This is a genomic window from Desulfosporosinus nitroreducens, from assembly GCF_023897015.1.
In the GTDB taxonomy this organism is placed as follows: Bacteria; Bacillota; Desulfitobacteriia; order Desulfitobacteriales; family Desulfitobacteriaceae; genus Desulfosporosinus; species Desulfosporosinus nitroreducens.
Window position 1 is genome coordinate 1 of record NZ_JAMHFY010000006.1, and the last position, 23,645, is coordinate 23,645.

Here is a 23,645-nt window from a genome sequence, read left to right on the forward strand (position 1 = left end):
AGGAGTGTATATGAAATATCTTGATTTTATAATGCCCCTTTTTCAAAATGTCCTTGACATGGGGACCAGTTTATTAAACGCGAAGGCCTCTTTCAGAAACAAGTTACTGAACATAAACCGTAACGGTACGCACTCCCCATGACAGTGCTTCTTGTGTGGAATCCATGTAAAGGTCGATACGATCACCTTTGATTGATCCTCCGGTATCTAAAGCTCGAGCAGAACCATAACCCTCTACATACACTGATTTTCCTAAAGGAATGACTCTAGGATCGACTGCAATAATTCCTTCACTAACGGATGCCCCTGTGGCTGTTTTTCCTCCAGGCATACAATAAGCAGTTGCTTTCATGACATAAGCTCGCTTAAAACTGAAGGTACTGCCTCCCCTTGAAATTGTAGTTTGAGCACCACGAGAAACGATTTGGTTAGTAGGCGGTTTAACCACTCGTTGACCGAGTATCTCACGGTCAACCTCTTTTCCATCCTCAAGTGTTAGTCTGACCGTCTGCTCTTGAAGACCGTTGGATCCACGACTGACAAGTCTGTCTGGTAACCCAACTGGGTAATCTGCAGGCTGAGCAACCGTTTGAAAGGGAATTTCGCTTTTCACCGTTTCAATATGGTTTGAAACCCGCACCACGTTCAACTGGTCGTTAGGCTCTAACATATGGTCAAGAGCTAAGGAAACTTTATCCTTAGTACCTAAGGTAATACCCAGCTTTTTAAGCGTATCAGCAACAGTCCGCGGAGCTAGATAAGTATCATACTTCTTGCCGTCTGCACTTACTTGAATAGGGATCGCCCTAGACACCTTAATATCCATGTCATCAGTTACTGATTCTGAACGCTCTGCATTGACTTCATCTACCTCTTTAATGTCCAGTGCATAACGTGCCGATAATTCGCTAAGAGCCTCTCCTACAGTTTCTTTAGCTGTTCGTATATTGAATATTTGCCCATCAACTGAGAGCTGAACTGGTACGCTGCTTGTTACATCTACTGTCAACTCATCTGTAACCTTAGTATCTCTTGAAGGACTTACAATATCTTCTGGATAAAACTCAATTTTCGATGAATGCTCAAGAGCCTGCCCCACCGTTCCAAAGATTGTGCTAATACGCACTTGTTCTCCATCAATGTTAGCATTGATAGTTTTTACATTGTATAGCACTGTTACGATTGCAATCAAGCAAATAGTAAATACGGCTGCGACGATTTGAGCAATACGAGATGTCCGAACTAAGGTCCATACCTGAGTTGGATTCTTCTGAAACATTAAATCCCTCCAAAATGCTGATAACAACTTCATTTTAAGGCATAAGTAGTCAGTTGTCAAAAAAATTTTCCATTATATGGTACTAAGGATATGAATTTTGACTGGCTTTCGTCCCCAGTCAATACATTGACGGAAGGTAGAGAAAAAGACATCAATCCTATTCCCGCGAATACTTCCACCTGTATCGGCGGCTATGGCATATCCATATCCCTCCACATAGACCTGACTTCCCATAGCGATCACTTTGGGGTCAACAGCTATTAAGCCCTCTCTCGGCTTGACGCCTGTAGCAGTATTATTACCGGTATACGTATAAGCCGTCGCTTCAACAGTCAAGGTTTTACTGATATTCAATTTCGTTAAATCGACATCAACCTTAGCAGATCCCGGACTGGAATTTTGAATAATCACTTTCTTCTTTGGAATAGGTTGGGTGTTTCGAATAATTACCTCCTTCTTTGGTGCTTTGAGCTCAAAGAAGGACTGCACTTGCTGATCGACGGGTTGTCCACCAACCTTGAACGTCTTTACGACCTCACGTCTAGTGCCCTTTTCCCCTTTTACCTGTATTTGACTCTCACCTGGGTGAAGTTTATCCGACTCTACATATTGCGTGTCAAAAGGCAGCTCTTTATCAATTATTTCGATCTTACTTGTTACCCTTGTTTCAACTTCAGGGCTTAGTGCTTCTTGATAATCCTGAGTCGAACTTCCAATACCTCGACTAATTTGTCCTTTGTTAGTTAAACCTTGAACGGCTAGACCTTCACTGCTCACTTTTCTTACAGGCGCTCCTTCTATTAGTTCATCCTTTCTTACACTGTCTATACTTAAGGAATTAACTAATTGCAGTGACGGCTTAATTGTTCTCCCGACATCCTGATCATTTAATGACGAATACCTCGTACCAGCGACTAAAACTGCCAAGCTTCCAAAGTACGCGCTCCATAACTTAGTTTTACGCCAATAATCGGAATAAGTAGTAATCGGCAAAGAATACATTTTACCCCTCCTTATCAAAACCTATGAAATTCCCTAAAAAAAAAGAACCTTCCGCAACGAAGGTCCCTTAAACAAGCTTAAAAACGCTTTCCGCATTGTGCATAGTGTGAAATGCTGTATCCTCAAAGCTTAGATTTTTAATTTCTGCAAGTTTCATGACAACTTCTCGAACATAGGTTGGTTCATTACGCTTTCCACGTCGCGGCTCTGGCGTCAAATAGGGGGAATCTGTCTCGACGAGAATCCGATCTATTGGGGCTTTCTTTGCTACTTCGACTGTATGTCGAGCATTTTTATACGTCACTGGTCCGGCAAAAGAGAGATAAAATCCTAGCTTTAAGAGAATCTCGGCCATTTCCCAAGATCCGGAATAACAATGGAATATCCCTCCATATAGAGGAGGATGGGCCTTAACAATCTCCAAGATATCATGATGAGCATCACGATCATGGATAATAATTGGTAAGCCGGCTTCATTCGCTAGTTTTATCTGTTGAATAAAGACCTCTTTTTGAACAGAGCGTGGAGACAGGTCGCGATAATAATCCAGCCCAATTTCACCCCAAGCCACTACTTTGGGTTGCTTAGCTAACTCCAGGAGTTTTTCCCAGGTTTCCGCTGTCACCCCTTCAGCATTATGTGGATGTACCCCTATCGCCGCATAGATAAAATTATAGTCTAGTGCTAACTTCACAGATCGTCCGGAGGAAGGGAGGTCGTATCCTACATTCGTCACCCGGGAAATCCCCGCCGATTTCATGCGAGTTACGACTTCTTGAAAATCGTCCGCATAGCTGGGGTCATCTATATGTGCATGCGTATCCCAAATCATTTGACCTGCGCCCCTCCAGGAAGCTTTTTATTGATGGTGATAACTTCCAACACTTCCCCTTTTGAGGCCGCTAATATCATGCCTTGTGATGTAATTCCCCTTAGTTTTGTAGGTTTTAGATTAGCCACCAGGACGATGTATTGATTTACGAGGTCATCCGGGGAATAATGCTTGGCAATACCAGAGACAATCGTGCGTACTTCTCCTGCTACTTCAACTTCCAACTTCATCAGTTTATCTGTCTTTTCTACTTTTTCTGCGCTTAGAACTTTCCCTACACGCAAATCTATTTTAGCAAATTCATCAATGGTGATTTCTTCTTTAATTGGCTCAAATTCAAATTCCGGTGCCTGTAAACTCTCTGGGCTCTCATTTAGATTTTTGTCCACCGTTGCCGTCTCCTCTGCTGTCAAATACTGTGCTAAATCAATTCTTGGAAAGAGAGGTTCACCTTTTTGGACCTTTATACCTGCTTCTGCTATGCCCCATTGATCCGCTTCTTCCCATCTGATCAGCCTTTCATCTTTGCCAAGGAGCTCACAAATTTTAGAGGGCAACCCTGGCATAAACGGAGCAGTCAAAATTGCCATAATTCGAATACATTCTGCAAAGGTATAGAGAACAGTATCTAAGCGCTCTTTTTGTTCCTCATGTTTAGCCAATGCCCACGGAGATGTCTCATCGACATATTTATTGCATCGTGCCACAAAACGCCAAATTTCTTCAAGAGCACTTGCAGGATCGCACTTTCTTAAACTTTCATCGACTGCCTTTTTAACCTCAGAACTCAGAGCTTTCAATTCCAGCTCCAGCGCCCCATCTTGACCTGGACGAGGAATCATCCCATCTCGATACTTGACAATCATCGCTAGGCTTCGGGATACAAAATTACCAAAATCATTAGCCAAATCACTATTTATACGTTCAACCACATTATCCTCTGAATAGGTACCATCAGTTCCTGCTTGCATCTCACGCAATAAAAAGTAACGTATGGCATCAGAGCCATATCTCTGGATCAACGCAAAAGAGTCCTGTACATTTCCACGGGATTTAGATATTTTTCCACCATCTTTAGTCAAGTACCAGCCATGACCATAGATAACCTTAGGGAGAGGAATATCGATAGCCATAAGAATAATCGGCCAAATGACCGCATGAAAACGAACAATATCTTTCCCCATAATATGCACATCGGCAGGCCAAAAACGTTTATAGTTCTCTCCATCAGGGTAACCCAGCGCAGAAATATAATTTATCAAAGCATCAAGCCATACATAAACAACATGTTTTGGGTCAAACGGCACTTTAATCCCCCACTGAAACGTGGTGCGTGAAACACAGAGATCCTCTAGACCGCCTTCAATAAAACGCAGCATTTCATTACGTCGAGAAACAGGTTGGATAAATGTTGGATGCTCTTCGATATACTTTAGCAAGGCACCTTGGTACTTTGAAAGACGGAAGAAGTAACTTTCCTCCTTCAGCAATTCCACTTCTCGGCCGCAATCAGCGTTAGGGCATTTTCCGTTAATCAACTTATTTTCCATCCAGAAGGTTTCACAAGGAGTACAATACCAGCCTGAATACTCAGACTTATAGATGTCCCCCTGTTCGAACAGTTTAGTAAAAATTCGTTGTACAACTACTTGATGACGTTCCTCTGTTGTTCTAATAAAGTCATCATTAGAAATATCTAAAGCTTGCCACAACTCTTTAAAGCGTTCTACTACCCCATCAACATAAATCTTAGGGTCGGTATTATTGGCTTCCGCGGTGCGGACAATTTTCTGTGCATTTTCATCCGTCCCTGTTAAGAAGTGTACTTGATCGCCCTGCAATCTATGATAACGAGCTAAGGTATCTGCTGCAACTGTTGTGTACGCGGTTCCGATATGGGGGCTGGAATTCGGATAAAAAATTGGAGTCGTTATGTAGTATTTCACGTTTAAGTCTCCCTCTCAAATATCTTTGTAAATAAAAAATTATATTCGTCAAGTCTGCCCATGATTAAGAATTATTATGTGAGCAAAAGTAAATTTCTTTATAGGTTAATAATACCACGAAAATGTTTTAAAAAATGGGTTGACTTTATATGGAACGATTGGTATCATAAGTCTGTAGTTTTGTGTCGAATGTTGTTGTAAGGGAGTGGGGGAAAAATGATGAAATCAACTGGAATCGTCAGAAAAGTAGATGAACTTGGTCGTATTGTTTTACCGATAGAGCTTCGCCGCACTTTGGGTATTGACGAGAAAGACGCCTTGGAAATCTATGTAGATCAAGAAAAAATCATTCTCAAGAAGTATGAGCCTGCTTGTGTATTTTGTGGTAATGCCAGTGATATCCAACTTTTCCACGGCAAAAACGTCTGCAGAGAATGCGCTGTTGCCATGGGGGAAAATGTGGCTGCCAGTACAGAATCAAGTTCAAAAGCCGTATAATTTCATACTAAGTACATAGATGACTGAACTATCATTAATTCAGAATCGACTGAAGGCCTAAAGGCCTTCTTTTTTTATTCTGGGCAGCCCTCCAGGCTCTAAGCTGCATAACTTAATATAAGAAAATAACATGATACTCGTGACTCTATTCATCTGACATTTCCCCGCCCAGCAGTGCTTGGTAAACCTCGGATTTTCTTACCCCATAACGTTTTGCCACTTCTTTCATGGCTTCTTTCTTACTTAATCCTTGATTAACTCTTTCATTAACCTCTGAGCGCCATTCTTCGGGGCCTCCTACGGGTTTAATAGGGACATATGGCGCAATGATGATACAACACTCTCCACGGGGCTCAGACTTCTCGAATTCTTCTTTCAACTCTAAAGCAGTCCCTCTATGCACTTGCTGATGCAACTTTGTCAACTCACGCACCACAGCTGCCGGGCGATCTCCAAAGTACTCTGACATTCCTTTAAGTGTTGCTACCAATCGATGAGGTGCTTCATAAAATATTTGAGTTTGTGTAAGATTTGCCAATTGCTCGAGGCTTCGTTTCTTTGCCCCGCTTGACGATGGAAGAAATCCGTGAAAAGCAAAATGCTCGGTGGGCATTCCTGATAAAACTAAAGCTGTAAGAGCGGCATTAGGTCCAGGTAAGACATCAACAGGAATATTTTCGATCAGACAAAGACGTATAACCTCAGTTCCTGGATCTGAAATTCCTGGTAAGCCTGCATCAGAAATTAGTGCAATCGTTTGACCGCATTTAAGCTTTTCAACCAGTTCCAGGGATTTTTTCTTTTCATTGTGTTCGTGATAACTAATCATCCGAGTATTAATCTGGTAATGTTGCAATAGTTTCCGAGAATGGCGTGTATCCTCCGCCGCAATTAGGTCCACTTCCCGCAACGTATCCAACACCCTCAAGGTAATGTCCCCCAAATTCCCGATCGGAGTCGCACAAATATATAATGTACCTTTCGCTAACATGACTTCGACTCCTTGTATTTCAAAGTTCTCAGGGTACTCCCATGCCTAAATTAATCCTTCCTCAGAAAGCCCATACAGAATAGGCAATCCCCTTCTAATGGTTGACCAAAATGAAGGTGACAGACGTGGAAACCTTCTTGATATAGACGGACAAGATTATCATGAGCTACCCCTTGAATGTGCTCAGCATTAGCAATAACACGTTCGGTCTCTTTTTCCGGTAGAGTACACTCCCGCCTTAACTTAGTATTTTCATCCTCTAATGCTTGAACATAGGGTTTTAAGCGGCTTACTTCTTCAAGCAGGGAGCGCAATTTCTCTTCCACTTCTGTAAGGGCCTGTGTCAATTGGCTCATACTTTCTCACTCTTTTCTTTGGACTTTTCCCCTTTCCTATTGCGTTGCGGTTTCCCCTCAGATTTAGAAAGAACACTTTCTGCACGGGTATTATGTTCGTCCGTGACTTCTATTACTTTATGCCCAGCTTGAGGATTTTGCCGCGAACAATGGTCTTTATCCTCAGACCTATAGCAACCATTTTCATACTTTAGGCAACACATAAGACGCCCGCAAATTCCAGAGATTTTGGTTGGATTTAAAGAGAGCTTTTGGTCTTTAGCCATGCGAATTGAAACCGGTTCAAAATCTCCTAAGAAAGAAGTGCAACAAAGAATTCGTCCGCACGAACCAACTCCTCCGAGCATCTTAGCTTCGTCGCGCACCCCAATTTGGCGGAGCTCAATACGCGTCCTAAAAATTGCTGCTAAGTCCTTAACCAATTCTCTAAAGTCTACTCGCCCTTCTGCCGTGAAGGAAAATATTATCTTATTTCCATCAAACGTATATTCAACATCTACCAATTTCATTGGCAAATGGTGTTCCGAAATTTTCTTTAGGCAGATTTGAAAAGCATCTTTTTCTTTAGTTCTATTCTGTTCTACAAATAATTCATCTGCCATCGTTGCCTTACGCATAACCTGCTTCAAAGGCAGAACCACTTCTTCGTCTGCAACTTGACGAGAAGGAATAACCAATTCCCCAAATTCAATACCCCTTGCTGTTTCAACGATTACCTTATCTGATACAGCAAGTGTAAGGTCTCCTGGGGAAAAATAATAAATTTTTCCTGCGTGTTTAAAGCGAACACCTACGACCTCAATCACAGCGAGCCCCTCCTTGTTGAAATAATTCTAATGCTAACACTTCAATCACTAATCTCGGATTAGCTTGTTGTCGCAGTACATCGATCGCTTTCCCAATTGCCAAAAATTCAAACGGACGAATCGTACCATTTTTTATCCCTTCCTGAGCTTGTACCGCCATTACCTGTAAGCAAAGAAGGGCTTGGTTCTTATCAATCGGGAAAAGAGCGAAGAGTTTTAGAAAATCTTCCTCTTCAACGACAGTACGAAATTTTCCTACCCATTCTTGGAGCCACAATACGCCATGCTGAAGAATGTCCGCAGCCAAATTCTGATTCCCCCCGCTTAAGCGAAAAGCGAGAGATGCTTCCTGCTCATCCACCTCTGCCAATCCCCTTAACCAAGTTTCTTCGGAAAGATTAGGGAAGAATACCAGCTGAGCACGGCTTTGAATTGTAGGCAATATTCCTTCTGCATTTTCAGCACATAATATAATAACGGTACGCTCCGGTGGTTCTTCGATAACTTTTAACAGTGAATTTGCTGCCGGCAATGTCAAGGTATCGGCTTGTTCAATGACAGAAACTTTATACTCACTCTCATAATGCTTAAGGTATGCCTTTTCTTGCCAGGCAAGGACTTGCTCAATTCCGATAGTTGCTTTAAGCGGTTTCAACCATGAAACATCCGGATGATTGCCGCTAAGGATCTTGCGACAGGTTGGACACTCTTGGCGCGGACCCTCTGACGCAGCGTTGGGGCAATTTAAAATCTGCGCCAAACGGAGAGCCACCTCTCGTTGATGAAGTGCACTTCCTCCGTGAAACAGTAAGAGATGCGCCACTCGGTTTTCACGCGCTGCTTTCTCTAAAAGAGCTAACTGTAGTTTCATAAGGTTGGAACAATCACCATCTTCATCTCTTAATCCCCCTCAACTATCCATATTGTTTGGCTCTCGAAGCCATCCCACCCTTGCCATTGTCCTTCTTTGGAGGCAAGCAACATACATAGTGCCTCATGAGTTATTTCTTCACCCATTACAACCGCTGGAATTCCAGGAGGATAAAGAGAAATTGTTTCTCCAATAATATGACCCAAACTCTCCTTAAGTGGGATTTTACGTTTGCGGGCAAAGAAGGCATCCCGTGGAGAGAGAATGGGGTTTGGCAAGGTCAGAATTTGTCCCTGTACTCTTTCCCGTCGCTTTTTCGATTCGCAAACGGCTAGAGAAGATGCGAAATCTCTTAAACTTTCTAACCCTTTCGTAAGCAATCGGACATCCTCAGGAGTATTTCCAATGCCTAACATAAACAGAATGTTTTCCTCATCCCATAATTCTGGTTCAATTCCGAAATCTGCTCTAAGGTATTCCACACAGCGAGGAGCTGAAACGCCCAGTGGACGTGTATTAATAAGAATCTTTGACCAATCCACTGCGTGAATGCCAAAAGTTCCGACATCCTTTGAACTAAGAATTCGAAAACAAGTTCCTACTTTTCTATGAAGATCATCGACTTCTTCTTTAAGACCTTCCCAGCGCCATAATTCCAAGGCCAATTCTCCCGCTCGTTCTAATGAAGACATAAGCAAATAACTCGGGCTTGATGATTGCAGGAGCTCCAGACTTTGTTTCAGACGGGTTCGACTAATCCTTGATCCTTGAACATGTAACATAGCTGACTGAGTCAAGGAACTCAATGTCTTATGACAGCTATTTAAGACAAGATCTGCTCCAAGCTTTAAAGCACTCGTGGGAAATAGCTCGCTAAGATAATGTGACCCATGTGCCTGATCAACGAGAATCGGTGAATTAGAACCCGAATTCATTCTTTCTGCCAATAATCCGCTTAAGTCAAAAGCCGTTCCATAATAACTTGGATACGTGACATGACAGGCAGAAACCTCATGCCACAAAATCTTTTGCTTCTCCAAATTAATTCCTAACGAAAGATTAAAATCCGGATGGACTATTGGCATCACATAATCTGGCTTTAATCCACTCAAAACTAAAGCTGACATAACAGAACGATGGCAACTTCTTTCCACAACAACTCGTTTATCAGCAGTATCTTTTAAAGCGAGAAACATAGCTTGATTGCCAACTGTCCCACCATTAACCAGAAAAAAGGTTTCTTCTGCTCCAAAAATCTCCGCTGCTTTTTTCAGGGCCTTAGCAATAATCCCGCTTGGAGAATGAAGCATGTCAAGGCCCGGCAGTTCGGTTAAGTCAAAACTCACAAAGTCGAAATCATTAAAAAACTCCTGTCGACCTTTATGGCCAGGAGTATGGAAAGAGCAAAATCCTTGTTTATGATAATGGCTCAATCCTTCTCCAAGATCACCCACTGAACAATGAACCTCCATTTACCCATTAATGTACGACCTATAGTTTACACATGGTATTCCTTATAGTTTAACATGAATTAGAAAAATTTTCATCCAAATGGTAATCTGTTGCAATAAACATTTAATTAATGCCTATATTTTAATAAAAAATACCTTTAATTAAAAATAAGAATTCTTGGTATTCCGGGGAGTCTGGTTCCGCTGTGAAAAGTTCTTGCTGGCAATCCGAACAAAAAAACATTCCCTGTACTCTAAAGCCATCATATAACCCCTTTTTCGGAACCTGTGTGCAACGATAACACACGGGAAGAAGCTTTCCTTCGTTCGGCACAAGCTCTTCAGCCTTGTCTGAGATTTCTGAAGGGCTTTGAGTTCGGGTATGGCTTGTCTTAATCATCATTATATTCCCCCTAGTTACTTCTCCCCCTAGTCTTGCCCCTCTCCCACTAAATTAGTCGCACTGCTGCTTGACATTCCGGAATGATGAATCGTGACTTTTACCTCTATAGAAACCGAAAAATCCGCAATCTCCTCCTCCCATTGATCCTTTATCGTCTTCCAATACGCTGAATTTTTCTGTTCAATATGCCGTCCAATTCCCAGAAAATCAAGCCCTAACTCTCGTTGCTTTTTAATCGAGCTCTCGCATTCTTTCTCAATAACCTTGGCAAAGTCCTTTTCTGCCTCTTTAACTAATTCTACCCACTCCGGCCCTGACAGTTGTTTCTTTAGTCCCAGAATTTCATCAATTGCAATACTTGTCTTGATCTGATATTGTAACTCTTTTTTTTCGTTATTAGTTTTCACTTTATACTTTGTTCTGGATTCTAGCACTTGCCCTCCAAACTTTACGCTATTTTCTTCAAGATCTACGGTATTAATTAAACGATGTATAACGTCATTTTCCAACCACATATACCCTTTGGTTTCTTCGTCAGTCAGAAAGTCAGCCAAGTTATCCCCACGCATAACCCCGGCACTTTGTATCCGTATCTCTCCTGCCTCATTTTTGGCATCCGCTTTATATTCCATATCCTCTCCGGACTTAACACTCTCAACTACTGGAAGAATCGGTGCCGTACTTTTTGTACCTAAAATTGTAAGGTAATGCCCTAACCGTACCGTCGGAAAAATTGATATTTCATCTCCACCTTCAATGTTACTTTTAATTGCCATAGCTGGTATTAGTCCAGAGCGTAACTTCAAATTTAAGATGTCTTGAGCCTTCCCTTTAGCTAAAACTAGGTACATAGATCGACGAAATTCAGCATAACGCTGAGCAAAATCCAACATATTATTAAAACCGCCAGCTTTTGCGACATCCTCACTAAATATTATAACCTTTAATGAGCCCATAAACGGTGTTCGATAGGTGACTTTAGATAACTTCTCGAAAGCTTCCCTGGAACTCGAGGCCTCTATGCTAAATGTCCGGTCCTCAATCTCTGAACCAGTTGAACTATCTTTTTTTGGCCGTGCAAATTGTTGTGTAATAAGGAAAGTACCCGGTTTTTCTCCCACATCAAACCCTATTCCTAATAAAGGAGCCAAATCCTCTACTTCCTTCTTTCCCCAGCATCCCGTCAAAAACAAGAGGCAAGCAAAAACGGTCAATATAAGAATAAATTTCTGTTCTTTGCTTCTATCGGTTTTCATGAAATACCAGCTACCTTCTTCCAGCGCGAGATTCCCCAAAGGGTAAGTATCCATACGGATGCAAAAGGGAGAATCAAATAATTATCAACAAATCCAATTTCCATAACTAAGACAGGCCCTCTTTTAAACTTAAATGCAATCCCCATAAATACGACTCCTACTCCGAGATTCCATTTTAATCCCTTCAAATTGAAGACGGTTTCTAAGCCCCAATTCACTGTAAAAAAGAAGGCACTAACCTTTATAACCAAGGCCCCAAACCAAGCCCCCAAAAATAATGATTCAACTCCTGCAAAGGTCCGGCTTATTTCCACCATCTTCCCTAAGACAAGTAAGCCATAGACCAAACTTACAGTTTCTCCAGGTCCAAAAATTAAAATTTGTATTAAGACAACCAACGTATTCAAAAATCCGACCCAAAAAACTGCTTGCCAAACCCCTCTCTTCAATTGGGCAAGCTCTCGTTTACCAGTAGGTAGAAAGGTAAGGATTCCCGCTATGAAAAGAATATATTCCATTGCAAAGGGTGCTACTTTGAGCCCACCCCAAATAATGGGTTTTATTCCCTCGCTTAAAATAGGCAAAAATTCTCCTTGTTCTATTCGCGGCATGGAGAGTCCCATATTCAGTACCAATGCTATGACAATCAATGGAAAGATTATTTCGGAAAAGCGCGCAAATACTTCAATCCCCGATCTGATCAAGCAAAAAACCAATAAAATTCCTCCGAGGTAGAACATCCCTATGGGGGTCAGTGGCATAATTGAAGACTGATAGATATCCCCAACTTGGCCTAGCAACAGCCCCCCAAAGTAACCCGTGATTAAGATATAAACTATCCCAATGATTTTACAGATCCATTTTCCCAACAATATTTCCGAAATCTGCAGTAAGTTTTTTTGTGGATACTGTTCCAGCAGTGAAATAACCATTAAGCTGTAAGGAATTCCAACAGCGAAGCCTGGCAGAACACTCATCCAGCCATCCCGACTGGCGACCCCTGTCACCATCGAGGCTATGGGAAGAAATGTTGTACCCATAAGTACCGCTGCGCCTAAAACCATGAATTGATGTGAGGAGATTCTTTCCATTCGTCAAATGCCAGCTCCCCTCTTCCAGCGCGAGACTCCCCAAAGAATGGGTATCCAAAGAGATACAAAGGGCATAATCAGATACTCGTCAACAAGTCCAATCTCTATAATCAATGAAGGTCCCCTTACAAACCTGAAGGCGATTCCTAAAAATACGACTGCTATTGCATGTCTCCAATTAACTCCCTTCAAGCCAAAGACACTTTCTAAACCCCAAATTACTGCGTAAAAGAGAGAACCTATTTTAATGACCGCCGCAGAAAGCCAAACACCCAAAAACAAGGATTCGACTCCAGCAACCGTCCTGCTTACTTCCACCAATTTCCCTAAAACAAGCAGGCCATAGACTATACGAATGGTCTCGGCTGGTCCAAAAATAAGCAGTTGAATTAAGACTACGAAAGTGTCTAGGATACCCACCAAGAAAATAATTCGCCAGACTCCAGTTTTTAGTTGACTAAGTTCTTGCTTACCGGTAGGGAGAAAAGCAATAATTCCTGCTAGAAAGAGCATATAGGTCATCACAAAGGGTATTACTTTTGTCGCTCCCAAAAAGATCGGCTTAAAACCCTCACTCAGAATAGGCAGAAGTTCCCCTTGTTCGATTCTTGGTACAGAAAGCCCAACATTTAAAAGTAATGCGATTACGATCAGTGGAAAGACTACCTCAGAAAAACGGGCAAATACTTCGATCCCAGACTTTATCAAGAACAAAACAAGAAAGATCCCGCCTAGGAAGAACACCCAGAGAGGGGTTACGGGCATAGTTGATGCCTGATAGATATCCCCGATTTGTCCCAGCAACAAGCCTCCAAGATAAACCACAATTAATGTATAATAAAAACCTAGGCTTTTTCCTATCCACTTTCCAAAAACCGCCTCTGAAATTTGTAATAAATTTTTGCGTGGATACTGTTCTGAAAGGGAAAGTATCATCAAACTATAAGGGATCCCCACTGCAAATCCTGGTAGAACACTCATCCAGCCATCTCGTCCGCCAACTCCGGTCACTAACGATGCTACAGGAAGAAATGTTGTACCCATAAGTACTGCCGCTCCTAGAGTTGTAAATTGATGTGGTGAAATCCTTTCCATTGTTACCCCTTCCCATTTGGTCGGGGTTCCTCTACGTCCATGAGTTGGGGGCGACTCTTTAACGCCCACCAAGGAGCCCGAACGAACGTATCCTGCAACAAGGCCCGAATACGCAACGGGGCTATCGGACTAGTGTATGGCACTCCGAATGAACGAAGGCCTAGCAGGTGGATCATGATAGCATAAAGACCCACAGCTACCCCAAAAAAACCAAGAATACCTGCCAAGATCATAAGTGGGAATCGAATCAACCTGACCGCAAGACTTAGATCGTAATAAGGAATGGCGTAACTCGCTACAGCAGTCAGTCCAATGATGATAACCATCAGTGGGCTGACAAGGCCGGCGTTCACCGCCGCATCGCCGATAATAAGCGCCCCTACAATACCAATCGTCTGTCCAATTGGTTTTGGTAAGCGAAGCCCCGCTTCCTGCAATATTTCTAAAACTACCGTCATTGTTATGGCCTCTAAGAGAGCTGGAAAGGGCACTCCCTGTCTACCTGCCGATATGCTCATCAGAAGATCTGTCGGTATAATTTCTTGATGAAACGTCGTCACTGCTATATAGACGCTAGGGGCTACAACGGCTACAAATGCTCCTACATACCTCACAAAACGAGAAAGAATTGCCGTCATGGCTCTTTGGTAGTAATCCTCATTGACATTTAAAAACTGCGTTAATATTGCTGGTACCACAAGTACTATGGGGGTTCCGTCGACAATAATTCCTACTTTCCCTTCCAAAAGCTTTCCCGCCAAAACATCCGGGCGCTCTGTATAAGCGATTTGTGGAAAAGGCGAGTAGGGGTTATCCTCAATCATTTCCTCGATATATCCAACGTCTATCACACTATCCATCTTGATTTTAGCTAATCTCTTTAGCACTTCGGAGACAATATCAGGACTTGCTATTTTCTCTATATAAGTAACCACAAGATCCGTATTAGACATGTCTCCCAGTTTTAAAGATATTATACGTAAGGAAGGGTGTTTAATCTTGCGCCGCAAAAGCGAGGTATTAATTCGAAGGGTTTCCGCAAAACCCTCATGCGGCCCTTTGACGATTGACTCCGCTATTGGTTCATTGACGCCGCGATGAGCCCATCCCCTGGCACCAATGACGATCGCCTCTGAAGAATCACCAAAAAAGATAACCGAATCCCCTGATAAAATTGAACTTACAGCATCTTTCATTTCGGATATTTTCTTAATCTCTACGCCAGGGAGCAGACTTTGAATTGTTATATCGATAACATTGGATAATGTCGCTTTAGCTAATTCTGGATGTCCAACCAATTCCACCATAAGAGGTTTTAAGACAAATTCGTCCAACAGATTTTTATCAACCAGTCCATCTACCACTATTAACAGACAGGGAATTCGTTCTTTCCCTTGGAGGAAAAACTCACGAAATACAATATCGCTGCTCTTCGATAAAATTTCCTTCACCGTCTGTCCTGATAAGGGCTTTTTCAAATCCTCGTCAATTGAATACGAGGGAGACTTCCTTACCTTTCGCTCTCCTTTTGGACGAATGGTAAGTTCTTTGATCATTTTCAGCCAACTGCGCATATTACTCCCTCCGATAGCTTATTTTGTCCGACAAAGAGTTGATTATGCGTCAGTCTTCAGTTCTCTTCCTTATTACGTGTAACCTAACCCCTTCCCCTTGTTGATTCACCAATTATTCTTCCGCCTTAGTTTTTAAATTTTGGCCTTTTACTAACTCTATATAAAAAAGAAACATGGGGAACTACAGTAAGTAGTCCCCCATACACTCCATACACTCTCTATATCCTTTCCGTAATTATTTACTAGTTCATAATCTAATTCTTAGGTAAAAAGCAAGACGTCTAAATCCCAAGCAACTGTAACACTAATAAAGCTAAAACACCAGGAAAACCCAGCAAACCTACAATTAGAATTGTAAAGAGATTAATCGGGATATCTAATCCAATGACATTTAGTATTAAGTTAAAAAGCCACAACCCAACAATTCCCCCTAAAATATGTATCAGGACTTTGAGAATTAATCGAGGTTGTCCTAATGAAGAGCGTACAATTAACGCTAATAAAATTATAAATAGTCCTAAAAAAACAAAGGTCATGAAAATCCTCCTTTGCCTAAAGCATAGTACATCATATGCTCTCAAGGACAAAGTAGAACCAGCCAATCATTATGTTTCCTTAGTTGCTTTAAACTCAATAGAGTTTTAAAGCAAAAAGAGAGCAGGGTTTTGCCTGCTCTCTTTGAGTGTAATGATCTATGCTACATGTTTACTATTTCTTAGTCCCACTTTTGGTCAGCTAAACGCTTATAGGATTCATAACGAACCTTGGCATACTTTTCAGCGCCTACGAACAGTTCCTCGGCACTTTCCGGGAAAGTATTCAGCAAGGAAGAGTAACGAACTTCTCCCATGATGAAGTCACGGAATGAGGCACTGGGCTCCTTGGAATCTAAGCTAAATGGATTCTTACCTTGATCAATCAAATCTGGATTATAATGATAGAGGTGCCAGTAACCAGCGTCAACCGCTTTCTTCTGCTCTTGTACACTCTTCGTCATACCAGCCTTCAGACCGTGATTGATACAAGGAGCATAAGCAATGATCAAGGAAGGTCCTTTATAAGCTTCAGCTTCTTTAATAACTTTAATCGTTTGAGCCATGTTAGAACCTAAAGCAATCTGCGCAACATAAACATAGCCATAGCTCATGGCAATCATGCCAAGGTCTTTCTTACGAATCTTCTTCCCTGCAGCAGCAAATTTAGCTACAGCTGCACGAGGAGTTGACTTGGAGGATTGTCCTCCAGTATTGGAGTATACCTCGGTATCCATAACGAAGATATTTACGTCGTCTCCAGAAGCTAGTACATGGTCTAAGCCACCAAATCCGATATCATAAGCCCAACCGTCTCCACCGAGGATCCATTGGGATTTTTTGATAAGATGATCTTTCTTAGCATTGATTTCAGCGAGGACTTTGTTATCTCCTGCGTAGCCGTTGAGAACTGCAAGGATCTTAGCTGTCGCAGCTTTAGAAGCGTCAGCATCGTCCCAACCCGCAATCCACTCTTGGAATGCTTCTTTTAACTCAACACTAATCTCCATTTCGAGGGCTTGCTTCATCAAATCAAGGAGTTTTTCGCGTTGTTGGCGAACACCCAAGTACATACCATAGCCAAACTCAGCATTGTCTTCAAATAAGGAGTTAGCCCAACTGGGTCCTTTGCCTTCTTGGTTCGTGGTATATGGCACTGATGGAGCACTGCCGCCCCAGATGGAGCTACAGCCGGTAGCATTGGAAATCATCATGCGATCACCATATAGTTGGGTAATAAGTTTAACATAGGCTGTCTCACCACACCCTGGGCACGAGCCGTTAAACTCTAATAACGGTTGTGCAAACTGGCTGCCTTTTACGGTCGTTACATCGAAGAGCTTGCTCTTGTTTTTAAGAGTAATGGCATACTCCCAGTTCTTAGTTTGTTGTTCCATCTGCTCTGCCGCTGATTTCATAATCAGAGCCTTTTCTTTAGCTGGGCAAACTTCAACACAGTTTCCACACCCTGTGCAATCCAACGTACTCACTTGCATACGGAATTGCAAACCAGCTGCTTCTTTACCGATTGCTTTCTTACCCACAAAGGTCTCAGGAGCATTTTTTGCTTCTGCTTCATCAATTAGGAACGGTCGAATCGCTGCATGCGGACATACATAAGAACATTGGTTACATTGGATACAATTTTCGATCTGCCATTCTGGAACAATAACGGCAATACCGCGTTTTTCGAAACTAGCAGTTCCGACTGGGAAAGTTCCGTCTTCACGACCTGCGAACGTACTTACCGGGAGGCTGTCTCCCTCTAATGCATTCATTGGACGAAGAATGTTCTTGATGAAATCTGGTTCTTCAACAGCCGCAGCAGCTTGTGCTTGTGCGTTGTCACCATTTTCCCAAGCAGCAGGCGCTTCAACTTTGACGAGGGAAGATACTCCAAGATCAATAGCTGCTATATTCATATCAACGATATTTTGACCCTTTTTACCATAGGTTTTTACAACGGAGGCTTTTAGGTAGTCGACAGCCTCTTCGACAGGAATGACGTTGGCAAGCTTAAAGAAAGCAGCTTGCATGACCATGTTAATGCGGGAACCAAGACCAATTTTGCGAGCAATTGATACAGCATCAATGATGTAGAAGTTAGCTTTGGTTTTCGCCAAGGCCTGTTTCATTGAAGCAGGGAGTTTTTCTTGCAGTTCTTCTGGAGTCCACTGACAATTCAAAACAAAATTGCCGCCTTGTTTAAGCCCTTTTAAAAGATCATATTGGTAGACATAAGTTTGGTTATGACATGCAATATAATTCGTACCAGTCACATAATAAGGGGATTTAATTTGCTTTTTACCAAAGCGCACATGGGAAACTGTAATTCCACCGGATTTTTTACTGTCATATTGGAAATACGCTTGAGCATAAAGCTTGGTATGATCTCCAATAATCTTAATCGCTTGTTTATTAGCACCGACAGTACCATCAGCACCCAGACCCCAGAATTTGCAGGAAATTGTACCTTCTGGAGCAGTATCAATGATTTCGTCTTCTGCCAAAGATTTATTAGTTACGTCATCCACTATACCAATGGTAAAACCATTTCTAGGGCTTTCAGACTTAAGGTTTTTGTAAACAGCCAGGACTTGAGAAGGAGTCGTATCTTTAGAACCTAAACCATAACGACCGCCGACAATCACAGGTTTCATATCGTTGGAGTAGAAAATATCCTCTATATCCAGATAAAGTGGTTCTCCATTAGCTCCTGGTTCTTTGGTACGATCAAGAACTGCAATTTTCTTAACGGATTTAGGCAATACTTTAAAGAAGTAATCGCTGGAGAACGGACGATATAAGTGAACCTTAACAACGCCGACTTTTTCTCCTCTGGCTACGAGATAATCAATAGTTTCTTCAATTGTATCACAGATCGAGCCCATGGCCACAATAACATATTCTGCATCTTCTGCACCATAATATTGGAATGGATGATATTCGCGGCCAGTAAGTTTCTTATATTCTTGCATATAATGTTCAACCATGTCTGGTATAACATCATAAAAACGATTAGAAGCTTCTCGACCTTGGAAGTATACATCAGGATTTTGAGCCGTTCCACGAAGTACAGGACGTTCAGGATTCAAAGAAGCATCGCGGAAAGCTTGAACTGCATCCATATCTAAGAGTTTAGCAACCTCTTCATATTCTGGCACTTCAATTTTTTGAATTTCATGAGAAGTGCGGAATCCATCAAAGAAATGAAGGAACGGAACTCTGGATTTAACAGTCGCTAAGTGAGCAATAAAACCTAAGTCTAAAGCTTCTTGCACATTATGAGAAGAAAGTTGGGCAAATCCCGTAGCACGTACGGACATGACGTCTTGATGATCACCAAAAATAGATAGTGCATGGGTTGCTAAAGCGCGAGCGCTCACATGGAATACACAAGGCAAAAGTTCCCCAGCAATTTTATACATGTTAGGAATCATTAAAAGTAAGCCTTGTGAAGCCGTGTATGTAGTTGTTAAAGCCCCTGCCTGCAGTGATCCATGAACTGCACCTGCGGCTCCTGCCTCAGATTGCATCTCTACGACTTTCACTGTTTGTCCAAAAACGTTTTTTCGTCCATGAGCAGCCCACTCGTCAACTAATTCGGCCATCGTCGATGATGGAGTGATTGGGAAGATAGTAGCGACCTCAGTAAACGCATATGAAGCGTGAGCGGCCGCCTCGTTCCCATCCATAGTCTTCATTTTAGCCATAATTTTTCTCCTCCTAATTATGTGATTAATTTAATTTTTTTAGGACTCGTAGTTAATTAATCCTACTTATGGCAATCTCGCTTTCAATTCCGTTAAGCAAGTTAAGGAAGAGAAAACCATGCCTTGAAAAGATTGAATGTTTGTAAAACTGATACAAAAAAAGACTGAGGGAACACATTCAGGCCTTGCCCTAAATAGTTCCCTTTGACACAGTATATCTTTTATTATTATACCGGTCAATAATAAAATCTATATCTGACAAGTTTAGTTTTTCACAAATAGCAGCTATCCCTGAACTGATATTTTTAAATAGTAAACGCCACTAATTTCCCGCTTATTAAGCAGCTGATTAGTGGCGCATTAGCCTTTAGATTAGTTTACAGACTTTAAGTGATTCTAAAATACACCACATTGAAAGTCTCTATTTAGTTTCTTATAAATCTCTTCTGCCTTCTAATGCCCGAGCAATAGTAATCTCATCAGCATATTCCAAATCTCCACCCACAGGTAAACCGTGCGCTATTCGGGATACTCTTATTCCCATAGGCTTTAGCAAGCGTGCTAAATATAATGCCGTGGCTTCCCCTTCGACAGTAGGATTCATTGCCATAACAACTTCTCTGATGCCGTCTAAACGTTTTAAAAGTTGCTTTATAGTCAACTGCTCTGGCCCAATGCCATCCATGGGGGAAAGCACACCGTGGAGTACATGATATACTCCTTTAAATTCCCTGGTTTTCTCCAAGGAAACTACATCTCTGGGATGTTCAACGACGCAGAGAGCGGTTTGATCTCTTTGTGTATTATTACAAATTGCGCAGGGGTCTTGGTCCGTAAAGTTCGAACAAATTGAGCATTTCCTGATATCTCGGTTAGCTATAACAATAGCTTTTGCTAAATTCTCAGAAACTTGAGGTTGTTGAAGAAGGTAAAAGGCTAACCGTCCAGCTGTTTTAGGTCCAATCCCAGGTAAACGGGCCAAGCTGCTTATGAGATCCGCTAAAGGCTGTGGGTATTTCAAGAAATCCATAGATCACCTAGAATAATCCGGGGATTTTTAAACCACCGGTCAATTTGCCCATTTCGTTGCTAGTCATTTCTTGTGCCTTCCTTAAGCCTTCGTTTAAGGCTGCTTTTACCAGATCCTCCAGCATTTCTACATCCTCAGGGTCGACAGCTTCCGGTTTGATCTTTAACTCAACCAATTCCATCTTCCCACTCACTACTACTTGAACCATTCCTCCCCCGGAAGAAGCATCCACGGTCTTAGTCTGAAGTTCTTCTTGCATTTTTGCCATATCTTCTTGCATTTTTTGAGCCTGTTTTAACATCTGGCTCATATTACCGCCCATACCGCCGCCGCCCATTCCTTTGAAACCTGCCATTTTTAAAACACTTCCTATCTTTGTTTATTCTAAGCATTACTCTTAATCACTATTATTCTCTAACCACCACGAGATCTGTACCGAACATGTCCTTAGCCTTGTTTATTAAAGCCTGTTCTTGATTTTTTAAGTCTCGGCTCTCAGGAGTTTCAATAGTTTGAAATTCATTTTCCATGTGATTTTGTATTATTAAGGCGGTACCAAATATTTGTTTGAGAACTTCTTCGATGGTCTGTCTATTCTCAACTTGATTAACTTTGTCCTTGTGAAAGGAGCAACCTTCGCGGAATAGAATTATCAATGTATTGCCATTAAGTTGGGCTGGTTTTCCTTCCATCAAAAAGGCTTGAGTAGACTTTTTTATTTTTTTGACCTGATCCGTAACATCATTCCAACGTGCTTGGATACCCTCTATACTTAAGTCAAGCTTGTTATCTGTTGCAGTGTTCTTTGAGATTATAGTGTTCCCTGATTCAACAGTTTTAACTGCGGCGTTTCGTGTATTCACTCCACCCATTTTAGAACTGACAAGTGGTTTCACGTCTGGATTTTCTTTACTAATTACAGGTGCCCCTTGTATCTGTTGTTCAATGGCAGACAACCGCTTCAAAATCTCTTCCTGCCCATTAAATGTTACAAGTTGACTTTCATGAATGGTCTGGACCAATAAGAGTTCGGCAGCTAATCGAGCATTAGACGCATATTTAAGCTGGCCTTCTCCTTGTAACAGTATAGAAATCCAGCGCAGAATTCGGGAAATCCCAATTTGTCCACTCTGTTTAATCAACCAATCTTGAATATGGGGTGCCACTAAAGGAGTTTCTCCTGTTGACGCAGTTAATAACATTTGACGCAGATAATCTAAGAGTTCCCTGATAATCTGCCGGGGATCTCGTCCCTGTTGGATACCTTCAGATAAAAAGTTTAAACATTTGCCATAATCAGCAGAAGCCAATTCATCCACTAACCGGGAACTATAGGTCTCCCCAACCATCCCCAGTACCAGATACACCTCTTCCACTCCAATCGGATCATCCTGGAGAAGACATTGATCTAAGATACTTAAGGCATCTCGAAGTCCTCCCTCAGACTTCTGTGCAATCACCACTAACGCACTTGAATTAACCTGCCGCTTTAAAGACGTACATACTTCAGTCAATCGCTTTTGGATATTTTCAACTGAAATCCGATGGAATTCAAAACGTTGTACGCGTGACAAAATTGTTAAAGGTATTTTTTGTACTTCTGTCGTAGCTAAAATAAAAACTACCTGCGGAGGAGGTTCTTCCAGGGTCTTAAGCAAGGCATTGAACGCCTCTGTCGTCAACATATGTACTTCATCAATAATATAAACCTTATGTTTCCCTTGTATCGAACTCAGTTTAATATTTTCTCGCAAATCTCTGATTTCATTAATACCGCGGTTTGAAGCAGCATCAATTTCGAAAACCTCCATGGCTGAGCCTTGATCAATACTGATACAGGAAGAGCATTGATTACAAGGTTCTTCACCATCCCGCTGTTCGCAGTTTATGGCCTTAGCTAAGATTTTTGCAGCGGTCGTTTTACCCGTACCTCTCGGGCCACTGAATAAGTAGGCATGAGCGATTTTCTCTTGTTTTAGAGCATTAAGCAAGGTCTTAGTAATATGTTCTTGTCCTACTATGTCTCTAAATAATTTCGGGCGCCATTCACGATAAAGTGCTAAATAAGCCATTTTTTTCACCCTCGATAAACAGAGTGTATTATATTGTTTCTGACTGGTAAAAGTCAGTTTAAACTTTGTGATTAGTACCAAAAAAGATGGTACATGACCACCTTTATCTCAAATTAATAGCCGTACACCCTTGATCGAACCATCGCCTCCGAACGTTACCTTGGTCGGCAAACTCAATTCAGGCAACCTCACGGCACACAAAACGCTCTCCTTAGTGCTGCTTCCGTCAAGATCTGACACGGTTCGGAGTGTCCTGTTGCGTGAGACCAAAATCTCATCGTTGCCTTCCAAAGACAGCTTCACAGGCGTGGACCTTTCGCGGGAATTCCACCTTGCTAGAGCGGGCTGCAAGTTACAGGGAACCGCTACCTCCCCATCTAGTACGGCTAAATCAATTATAGCAAAATAAAAAGCCTAAGTCGAATACTTTGGCTCAAAACCTCTAAAATGGCGGAGAGAGAGGGATTTGAACCCTCGACACCGGTTGCCCAATGTACCCGCTTTCCAGGCGGGCGCCTTCGACCACTCAGCCACCTCTCCAATGTCCCTTAAACTAAAAAAACATATTGCTTTTCAATGAATTTAGTGAACAAGAGTGATTATATCGCAAACAGGCAGACACGTCAATGCCTAAAGGCCTGTAAATATATGTATTATCCTATTTCCCTTGCTTATTTAATGATTAATGAATATTTTCACCCTAAATATCGTACAGTATGCTGTGTATCACATATAAGTTCGAGGTTTAAGATACGACTATTACTTACTCCATTGATTAATCTAAAGTCAAAACTTAGTTAATAGTAATTTATTGCTTATTAATTACTATTAACTAAAATTTAATAA

At 41.8% G+C, this 23,645-nt stretch carries 20 protein-coding genes, 1 tRNA gene and 1 other RNA gene; 1 reads left to right on the forward strand and 21 read right to left on the reverse strand.

Annotation, left to right across the window (positions count from 1 at the left end; all coding sequences use genetic code 11):
• Positions 1-103: 103 nt before the first annotated feature.
• From M8E35_RS08460 to metG, 4 genes are all read right to left on the reverse strand, one after another.
• Positions 104-1,279: a 3D domain-containing protein gene (locus M8E35_RS08460; RefSeq protein ID WP_252468426.1), complete on the reverse strand. Its 1,176-nt coding sequence runs from the start codon at positions 1,277-1,279 to the stop codon at positions 104-106.
• Between the two features lie 72 nt (positions 1,280-1,351).
• Positions 1,352-2,281, reverse strand: a complete 930-nt coding sequence (locus M8E35_RS08465) for a 3D domain-containing protein (protein WP_252468427.1) — start codon at positions 2,279-2,281, stop codon at positions 1,352-1,354.
• A gap of 67 nt (positions 2,282-2,348) precedes the next feature.
• Positions 2,349-3,113: a TatD family hydrolase gene (locus M8E35_RS08470; RefSeq protein WP_252468428.1), complete on the reverse strand. Its 765-nt coding sequence runs from the start codon at positions 3,111-3,113 to the stop codon at positions 2,349-2,351.
• Entirely contained in the window at positions 3,110-5,059 is a 1,950-nt protein-coding gene (gene metG, locus M8E35_RS08475) for a methionine--tRNA ligase (protein ID WP_252468429.1), read from the reverse strand. The genes M8E35_RS08470 and metG overlap by 4 nt, the downstream gene beginning before the upstream one ends.
• A 219-nt stretch (positions 5,060-5,278) precedes the next feature.
• Here metG and M8E35_RS08480 point away from each other — a divergent pair, with 219 nt between their 5' ends.
• On the forward strand, positions 5,279-5,557 hold the full coding sequence (locus M8E35_RS08480) for an AbrB/MazE/SpoVT family DNA-binding domain-containing protein (RefSeq protein WP_073026933.1): 279 nt from the start codon (positions 5,279-5,281) through the stop codon (positions 5,555-5,557).
• A gap of 145 nt (positions 5,558-5,702) precedes the next feature.
• Here the strand turns inward: M8E35_RS08480 and rsmI are convergent, their stop codons facing one another.
• The 17 genes from rsmI to M8E35_RS08565 all read right to left on the reverse strand — a co-directional run bounded on the left by rsmI (position 5,703) and on the right by M8E35_RS08565 (position 23,339).
• Positions 5,703-6,548, reverse strand: a complete 846-nt coding sequence (gene rsmI, locus M8E35_RS08485) for a 16S rRNA (cytidine(1402)-2'-O)-methyltransferase (RefSeq protein ID WP_252468430.1) — start codon at positions 6,546-6,548, stop codon at positions 5,703-5,705.
• Between the two features lie 50 nt (positions 6,549-6,598).
• Positions 6,599-6,904, reverse strand: coding sequence for an initiation-control protein YabA (locus M8E35_RS08490; protein ID WP_014182624.1), 306 nt, complete (start codon positions 6,902-6,904; stop codon positions 6,599-6,601).
• Positions 6,901-7,710, reverse strand: coding sequence for a PSP1 domain-containing protein (locus M8E35_RS08495; RefSeq protein WP_252468431.1), 810 nt, complete (start codon positions 7,708-7,710; stop codon positions 6,901-6,903). The genes M8E35_RS08490 and M8E35_RS08495 overlap by 4 nt, the downstream gene beginning before the upstream one ends.
• The gene (locus M8E35_RS08500; protein ID WP_252468432.1) at positions 7,703-8,581 is read right to left on the reverse strand and encodes a DNA polymerase III subunit; all 879 of its coding nucleotides are present in this window, start codon (positions 8,579-8,581) and stop codon (positions 7,703-7,705) included. The genes M8E35_RS08495 and M8E35_RS08500 overlap by 8 nt, the downstream gene beginning before the upstream one ends.
• Positions 8,582-8,610: 29 nt before the next feature.
• The gene (locus M8E35_RS08505; RefSeq protein ID WP_252468433.1) at positions 8,611-10,035 is read right to left on the reverse strand and encodes an aminotransferase class I/II-fold pyridoxal phosphate-dependent enzyme; all 1,425 of its coding nucleotides are present in this window, start codon (positions 10,033-10,035) and stop codon (positions 8,611-8,613) included.
• Positions 10,036-10,174: 139 nt separating this feature from the next.
• Positions 10,175-10,435 (reverse strand): sigma factor G inhibitor Gin, encoded by a 261-nt coding sequence (locus M8E35_RS08510; protein WP_252468434.1) that lies wholly within the window; start codon positions 10,433-10,435, stop codon positions 10,175-10,177.
• A gap of 26 nt (positions 10,436-10,461) precedes the next feature.
• Entirely contained in the window at positions 10,462-11,691 is a 1,230-nt protein-coding gene (locus tag M8E35_RS08515; protein ID WP_252468435.1) for a Ger(x)C family spore germination protein, read from the reverse strand.
• Positions 11,688-12,782 carry a GerAB/ArcD/ProY family transporter gene (locus M8E35_RS08520; protein ID WP_252468436.1) on the reverse strand — a complete coding sequence of 365 codons (1,095 nt, stop codon included), beginning with the start codon at positions 12,780-12,782 and terminating at the stop codon, positions 11,688-11,690. Before M8E35_RS08520 ends, M8E35_RS08515 begins: the two co-directional genes overlap by 4 nt.
• Positions 12,783-12,785: 3 nt before the next feature.
• Complete coding sequence (locus M8E35_RS08525) at positions 12,786-13,877, reverse strand: GerAB/ArcD/ProY family transporter (RefSeq protein ID WP_252468437.1); 1,092 nt, start codon at positions 13,875-13,877, stop codon at positions 12,786-12,788.
• Between the two features lie 2 nt (positions 13,878-13,879).
• Complete coding sequence (locus tag M8E35_RS08530; RefSeq protein WP_252468438.1) at positions 13,880-15,451, reverse strand: spore germination protein; 1,572 nt, start codon at positions 15,449-15,451, stop codon at positions 13,880-13,882.
• A 281-nt stretch (positions 15,452-15,732) separates the two neighbouring features.
• Positions 15,733-15,987, reverse strand: coding sequence for a pro-sigmaK processing inhibitor BofA family protein (locus M8E35_RS08535; RefSeq protein WP_252468439.1), 255 nt, complete (start codon positions 15,985-15,987; stop codon positions 15,733-15,735).
• A 179-nt stretch (positions 15,988-16,166) separates the two neighbouring features.
• A complete protein-coding gene (gene nifJ / locus M8E35_RS08540) occupies positions 16,167-19,697 on the reverse strand; it encodes a pyruvate:ferredoxin (flavodoxin) oxidoreductase (RefSeq protein WP_252468440.1) in 3,531 nt (1,176 codons plus the stop codon).
• Positions 19,698-20,130: 433 nt separating this feature from the next.
• Entirely contained in the window at positions 20,131-20,727 is a 597-nt protein-coding gene (gene recR / locus M8E35_RS08545) for a recombination mediator RecR (protein ID WP_252468441.1), read from the reverse strand.
• A 7-nt stretch (positions 20,728-20,734) separates the two neighbouring features.
• On the reverse strand, positions 20,735-21,082 hold the full coding sequence (locus tag M8E35_RS08550; protein ID WP_252468442.1) for a YbaB/EbfC family nucleoid-associated protein: 348 nt from the start codon (positions 21,080-21,082) through the stop codon (positions 20,735-20,737).
• Positions 21,083-21,134: 52 nt separating this feature from the next.
• Positions 21,135-22,799: a DNA polymerase III subunit gamma/tau gene (gene dnaX, locus M8E35_RS08555; protein WP_252468443.1), complete on the reverse strand. Its 1,665-nt coding sequence runs from the start codon at positions 22,797-22,799 to the stop codon at positions 21,135-21,137.
• 120 nt (positions 22,800-22,919) lie between these two features.
• An RNA gene (gene ffs / locus M8E35_RS08560) (signal recognition particle sRNA large type) lies at positions 22,920-23,185 on the reverse strand.
• A 62-nt stretch (positions 23,186-23,247) separates the two neighbouring features.
• Positions 23,248-23,339 (reverse strand) — tRNA-Ser (locus M8E35_RS08565).
• Positions 23,340-23,645: the final 306 nt, after the last annotated feature.